The following is a 6,630-nucleotide window of genomic DNA, read 5'->3' as shown; positions in this document are numbered from 1 at the left end:
GCGATGGAGATACACCTGTTCCCATGTCGAACACAGAAGTTAAGTCCATCTACGGCGGAAGTACTTGGGGGTTGCCCCCTGGGAGATAGGCGAGTGGCCAAGTGAACTTAAGGAGCTATGGCTCCTTTTTTTATACGTTTGATTGAAATAGAATGAAAGGAGTCCAATCATTCTTTTTCTTTATTTTTTAGGGTATAATTGTACTATGGAAAATAAGAATAGACTTTTGCTTATTGATGGATCATCGATTGCTTTTAGAGCTTTCTTTGCTTTATACAGTCAGTTGGATCGTTTCAGAGCACCTAATGGGCTTCATACAAATGCAATTTTTGCATTTCATACAATGCTTTCTTCTTTAATGGAAAGAATTCAACCCACACATGTATTAATTGCCTTTGATGCTGGAAAAACAACTTTTCGTACGGAAATGTTTGCTGACTATAAAGGTGGACGTTCAAAAACACCAGATGAATTTCGCGAACAGTTACCTTTTATTAAGGAAATGATTGAGAAATTAGGAATCCGTCATTATGAGTTAGCTAATTATGAGGCTGATGATATTATTGGGACTTTGGACAAAATGGCGGAAGCCCCAGATGTTAATTTTGATGTTACTATTGTGACGGGTGATAAGGATATGATTCAGCTTGTGGATGGAAATACGCGAGTTGAAATTTCCAAAAAGGGTGTAGCTGAATTTGAAGAGTATACAACGGCTTATTTAATGGAAAAGATGGGCTTAACCCCTCAACAATTTATTGATCTCAAGGCGTTAATGGGGGATAGTTCGGATAATTATCCAGGTGTAACCAAAGTAGGAGAAAAAACGGCTTTGAAGCTTTTGCAAGAGTGGGGATCATTGGAAAATCTCTATGCAAATGTGGAAACATTGAAGGCGAGCAAGATGAAAGAGAACTTGATCGCTGATAAAGACATGGCTTTTTTATCTCAAAGATTAGCTACAATCAATACTCAAGCTCCAATTGAAATCAGTCTAGAGGATACTGTACTGCAACCCAAAAAGATTGCTGAATTAGGTGTTTTTTATGATGAAATGGGTTTTGCACAATTCAAGAGTAAATTATTGACTGATGGTGCTGTAAGTGATGATGCAATTGGAATTAAAGAAGAGATAAGTTACGAACTGGTCTCTGATGACTCTGTCAGTATGGAAATATCCCCTGACGACTTTTTCTACTTGGAAACTTTAGGGGAAAATTATCATCGAGAAGAAATTATCGGCTTTGCTTGGGGAAATGTAGATAAGATTTATGTTTCAAAGAATGTAGACCTTCTCAAACAGCTTAATTTACCAGAGAATACGTATGATTTTAAAAAGAATCGTGTTTTGCTCAATCGTCTTGGCGTACAGCTTTCTGTTAGTAAGTTTGATGCCATGCTTGCGAAATATTTAATTTCTACGACGGAAGACAATAAAATCACGACGATTGCTCGATTGTTTGATGCAGGGTATGTTGCTTCTGATGAAGAAATATATGGTAAAGGAACAAAACTGGCTTTACCAGCGGATGAGGTAATGTTTGAACATTTGGCTCGGAAAATCAGAGTTTTAGCGCAGGCGAAGCCCAAGATGGTTCAAGAGCTCGTAGACAATGAGCAATTGCAGTTGTTGAATGAGATGGAGTTGCCTTTAGCGGAAGTTTTGGCGAAGATGGAAATTGCAGGAATTTTTGTTAATCAACAAACCTTAGAGCAAATAGGAGCCGAAAATGAGGAAAAACTTGCCTTGCTCACTAGAGAAATCTACGATTTAGCTGGTGAAGAGTTCAACATTAATTCTCCTAAACAACTGGGTGTGATTTTATTTGAAAAATTGCAATTACCGGCAGGTAAGAAAACGAAGACGGGTTATTCTACAGCGGTGGATGTCTTGGAAGAGTTAGCCACAATGTCCCCTGTCGTGGCCAAAATCTTGGAATATCGTCAGATTAATAAGGTGCAGTCCACTTACGTGAAAGGATTAATTCCACAGATTGCTTCTGATGGAAAAATTCATACGCGTTATATCCAAGATTTGACACAGACGGGACGCTTAAGCTCTGTAGATCCAAACTTACAAAACATACCAGTTCGCTTAGAAGAAGGACGCAAAATCCGTAAGGCATTTGTTCCCAGTGAAAATGCAATCCTCTTGAGCTCCGACTATTCGCAAATTGAATTACGTGTTTTAGCTCATATTTCAGGGGATGAGCACTTGATTGATGCCTTTAACCATGGAGCAGATATCCATACTTCAACAGCGATGCGGGTTTTTGGCATTGATAAACCAGAAGCTGTCACGCCTAATGATCGCCGTAATGCAAAAGCGGTCAACTTTGGGGTAGTTTATGGAATTTCAGACTTCGGATTAGCCCGGAATTTAGGAATCACAAGAAAAGATGCCAAAAATTATATCGAAACATATTTTGAGCGTTATCCTGGTATTAAGGCTTATATGGAAAATATTGTACGTGAAGCTAGAGACAAGGGCTTTGTGGAAACAATGAGTCATCGTCGGCGAAAAATTCCAGATATTAACGCACGGAACTTTAACGTACGAGGATTTGCTGAGCGTACAGCAATCAATTCGCCAATTCAGGGATCAGCAGCCGATATTTTGAAAATTGCTATGATTAATCTAGATAGGGCTTTGACTGAAAAAGGTTATAAAACGCAGTTACTTTTACAAGTGCACGATGAAATTATCCTGGATGTCCCTGAGGAAGAACTTGACGTTATACAAAAACTAGTCAAAGAAACAATGGAAGAAGCTATGACATTAGCTGTCCCTCTTAAAGTTGATGAAAACACGGGTCAGACTTGGTACGAAGCTAAATAGAAGAGTCAGTCAGCTTACTGATCAAGCTGTCAGTAATAAAAAAGTTCCCCTAAGCTAAAGGGAACTTTTTTCATAAGTTTAAAAAGAGAAATTGATCGAAAACTAAGGTATAAAATTGTTGTTTTGAACTTCTTACGCTATAATAAAAGTATGGAAAATATTGTACTACATGAGAACGAACGAATTGATGAGATTGCTAGCAGCGGCGTAAAGATTATTCAAAGCCGTGAGGTTTTTTCTTTTAGTATTGATGCAATTTTATTGGCTCGTTTTCCCCGTCTACCTAGGCGGGGTCAGGTAGTGGATATGTGTGCAGGAAACGGTGCTGTAGGACTGTTTGCTAGTAGCAAGACAAGTGCTAAAATAATTGAGTTGGAATTGCAAGAACGCCTTTCTGAAATGGCTCGCCGTTCGATTGCACTTAATGGCTTAGAGGACCAAATGGAGGTTATTACTGATAATTTAAAGCATGCTTTAGATTATCTCCACCCTTCGAGCACGGATTTAATTTTTTGTAACCCGCCTTATTTCAAAGTGGACTCTAAAAGAAGCCGCCTCAATGAGAGCGAACACTATACCTTGGCAAGACATGAATTGACCACAAATCTTGATGAAATCTTTGAAACAAGCAAAAAGCTCCTTAAATCAAACGGACATATTGCTATGGTTCATCGACCAGAGCGTTTCTTAGAGATTGTAGATAAGATGCGTGCAAACAATCTCCAACCCAAATGGATCCAGTTTGTTTATCCTAAGGCTGATCAACCTGCCAATATTTTATTGATTGATGCGATTAAGGATGGCAAGCCAGGCGGTGAGATTTTTCTGCCTCCGCTGATTGTCCATGATCAAGACGGAAATTATACGGATGAAATCAATGAAATATATTATGGAAAGCATTAAAAAAACTACTGACCAGGCTGTCAGTAGTTTTTGAGAGAGAAGAACTGATAACTCAAGCGCTCAGTCCAGCTTGAGTTTCTAAATTAGTCATATAAGCATTTTGCAGATCGGACAAAGTATCGACTTCACTACTTGTAGGTTCCTTAAGCGCTGTTTTGAGTTTACTGCGCTTGGCATCCAAGTCTAACTTAAAAGTGACATTTGAATCTTGTTCAGTATCTTTAATTTTTGCAGCAATCGTACCGTTAAGTCGGTGCGTTTTTTCGTTTAACGTCAAATCAAGAGCGACATGTTCCGCTTTAAGAGATTTGCTTTCTTTAATGAGTGTATCAACTTGTTCTTTTGGGAGATTATTAACTTGGCTCATGCCTTTGATAAGTTCAGAAAAGGAAATGTCATTACCAGAGATTTTGAAAGTTACTTTATCTCCTTTTTGGCTAAAAGCTGAGGCAGGTACGTCTTTTAAAGCATTGTTTAATTCTTCTTTTGTTGTATTCTTATTTTCAAAGATTGTGTTGAAGGTGCTTGACCAATCCTCCGTTGTACCATCATCAGCTGTACTGCTTGCCCCAGCATTGATGGTTTGATCATCTAAGAGAAAATAGGGTTTCGTCAGTCCCTCTATCATTCCACCATAAATAGTCCCTATTTGAGAGCTTGAAGAAGCAGCAGGGCTTGCTTTATAGATGTTTTTAAGGTCGTCGCTCTTAAGATAAATTCCTTTTTCAGACATCAATAAACTCAAAGCATAGCTTGCTTTATTGACTCCCACTTGGCTGGAAAGGCTGGCAAGTTGATGCGCTTTATCCAAATTAACGTTGAGTTGAAGTGATGAACCAGTGAGTAGTTTGTTCATTTCAGAGGCGTCTTCTCCACTTGCCTTAAAGTCTGCTACTTTAAGTGTGAATTCCTGAGCATTGTAAACAGAAGTATCATTAAGTGCCACAACATCTTTTATAAAAGTTTTTTTGGCTGCATTGGCATTACTTTGGGAAGGAGCACAAGCAGATAGCGTAAGGAGTGCCAGACCAAAGGCAGCAGGGACGAGCCATTTTTTCTTTTTCATTAAATTCTCCAAATTCCTAAATTTACAGCTAATTTTACTATGAACAAGTACTAATGTCAATCTTTTGTCAAAAATAAAAAAATGCTGACAAGCTTGTCAGTATTTTTTTAATAAATCATATCGTAAATTTCAATTGCTACAAGGTCAATGTCATCAAACAAAGAAGCATCCTTTTGTTTTGGATAACGAAGGGAGAAAGCTTGATCTTCAGGGCTATAACTGACGGTAAGCATAACTTCGCCCTCACGCTCAAAATTATAAGTTTCTTTTGGATCGCCACCTTCAACTAAGCGATTCAAACGATTCATGATGGCTAATAAATGTGATTTCATGTTTAAAGGATTCCTTTCGATGTTCTGCAAGGCAAAACGTTGTTTTTATCAGATTGCTCTATCTTATTGCAAATTTTCTTTCAAATGAGCAGCTTATCATAGTTGGCTCTAGTCCTGCTCTTTGTCCTTATCTATTTTAACATAACTTTGTAGATTTTTGGCAAGTTTACTGGCTTTTCTAGCAAAATATTTTGCACGAATTTGTTCTCTTTTTATTGAACGTTTCACAGTGAGTGGCATCTGACGGATTGTGTCTTCCATCTTCATAGGGAAGCGCTCAGCCTCGATGGATTTAAGATTATTGTACTCAATAATCGTATCGAGATAGAAGAGATAAACCTGTTTGGCAAAATTTTCAGCAGAAATTTCATAGAGTTTCTTTTCAAATTTAAATTTATCAATAGGGTGCAGATCACGCATAGCTGCTTTTGTCACTTCAGCCAAATCATCATCGCCTTCAAAGAGTCGGCCGTATTCTACATCATTAATCAAGCCAGATAAATAGGGATTCCTTGCGGCTAATACACGCGTCCCTGAGGCAATGGCTTCTAAATAAGTTAGCCCCTGTGTTTCGGAAGTAGAGGCAGAAATGAAAAAGTCAGCAGCTTTATAATAATAAGCAGTTTGTTCATTTTCTACGCGTCCGGTAAAAACAACGTGCTCAGTTAAATCCAATTCTTCTACGAGAGCTTTTAAAGTGTCAGCATAAGGGCCGTGGCCAACAATAACAAGTTTCACGGGAAACTCTGTTAATATTTCAGGCAAGGCGCGCACAACAGCTTGGATATTCTTTTCTGCTCCGATCCTTGAAAGACTGAGGAGCATAATCTCATCAGGTTTAATACCTAGTTCTTTGCGTAAGTCAATGAGTTCTTCTGGTTTGATATCCTCACGTTTAAAGACTTCAATTTCTATCCCAGTCGGAATAATACGCTTTGGTAAAGTGATGCCATAGCTATCCACCGTCTCAGCGACCATCTCACTTGGACAAATAATCGCTTCTGTACCTCTTAAAAAATTACGGATAACATATTTGACCATGCTAGGGCGGATTAACCGCCCTTTTGCAATGTAATAGACGTAATCTTCGTATTTTGTGTGAAGGGTGTGAATGACAGGTATTCGTAGCTGTGCAGCAACCATCTTACCAAGTATCCCCATGCCAAACTCGGTCTGTGTATGAATAATATCTAAGTCAAAGTCTTTTGCAATAAGGTAGGCAGCAAAAACCCCCTTAAGGACAATCTTGCGCTCTGCCAAACTGACAAAGGGAATGGATTGTAAGCGAATAATGTTTCGCTCATGGTCTACATCCGCGCGAGGGTCAGTCGTAGTAAAGATGAAGACCTCATGTCCTAATTTTTCTAGCTCTAAAGCTAAAGTTTGTATACTCGTAGCAACTCCACTGATTTGTGGATAGTAACTATCTGTAAAAAGTCCAACTCTCATAATTAATTCCCATTTAACAATTCTTCTTTGATAAACTGATG

The 6,630-nt window shown here is 38.5% G+C and carries 5 protein-coding genes and 1 rRNA gene; 3 read left to right on the top strand and 3 right to left on the bottom strand.

Annotation, left to right across the window (positions count from 1 at the left end; genetic code table 11):
- The 3 genes from rrf to JKP71_RS07720 all read left to right on the top strand — a co-directional run.
- Nucleotides 1-103 (top strand): 5S ribosomal RNA (rrf, locus tag JKP71_RS07730); the annotation flags it as partial.
- Nucleotides 104-205: 102 nt separating this feature from the next.
- Nucleotides 206-2,839 carry a DNA polymerase I gene (gene polA / locus JKP71_RS07725; protein WP_200407590.1) on the top strand — a complete coding sequence of 878 codons (2,634 nt, stop codon included), beginning with the start codon at nt 206-208 and terminating at the stop codon, nt 2,837-2,839.
- 150 nt (nt 2,840-2,989) lie between these two features.
- Complete coding sequence (locus tag JKP71_RS07720; RefSeq protein ID WP_075525660.1) at nt 2,990-3,742, top strand: tRNA1(Val) (adenine(37)-N6)-methyltransferase; 753 nt, start codon at nt 2,990-2,992, stop codon at nt 3,740-3,742.
- Between the two features lie 52 nt (nt 3,743-3,794).
- Here the strand turns inward: JKP71_RS07720 and JKP71_RS07715 are convergent, their stop codons facing one another.
- From JKP71_RS07715 to JKP71_RS07705, 3 genes are all read right to left on the bottom strand, one after another.
- Nucleotides 3,795-4,808, bottom strand: a complete 1,014-nt coding sequence (locus JKP71_RS07715; RefSeq protein WP_200407589.1) for a hypothetical protein — start codon at nt 4,806-4,808, stop codon at nt 3,795-3,797.
- Between the two features lie 107 nt (nt 4,809-4,915).
- Entirely contained in the window at nt 4,916-5,140 is a 225-nt protein-coding gene (locus JKP71_RS07710; RefSeq protein ID WP_075525577.1) for a YkuJ family protein, read from the bottom strand.
- A 108-nt stretch (nt 5,141-5,248) separates the two neighbouring features.
- Nucleotides 5,249-6,589 carry a glycosyltransferase family 4 protein gene (locus JKP71_RS07705; RefSeq protein WP_200407588.1) on the bottom strand — a complete coding sequence of 447 codons (1,341 nt, stop codon included), beginning with the start codon at nt 6,587-6,589 and terminating at the stop codon, nt 5,249-5,251.
- Nucleotides 6,590-6,630: the final 41 nt, after the last annotated feature.

It is taken from the genome of Lactococcus taiwanensis, from assembly GCF_014905395.1.
Lineage (GTDB): Bacteria > Bacillota > Bacilli > Lactobacillales > Streptococcaceae > Lactococcus > Lactococcus taiwanensis.
Note: the sequence above shows the minus strand (reverse complement) of the source record. Positions and strands in the feature narration are given on the sequence as shown.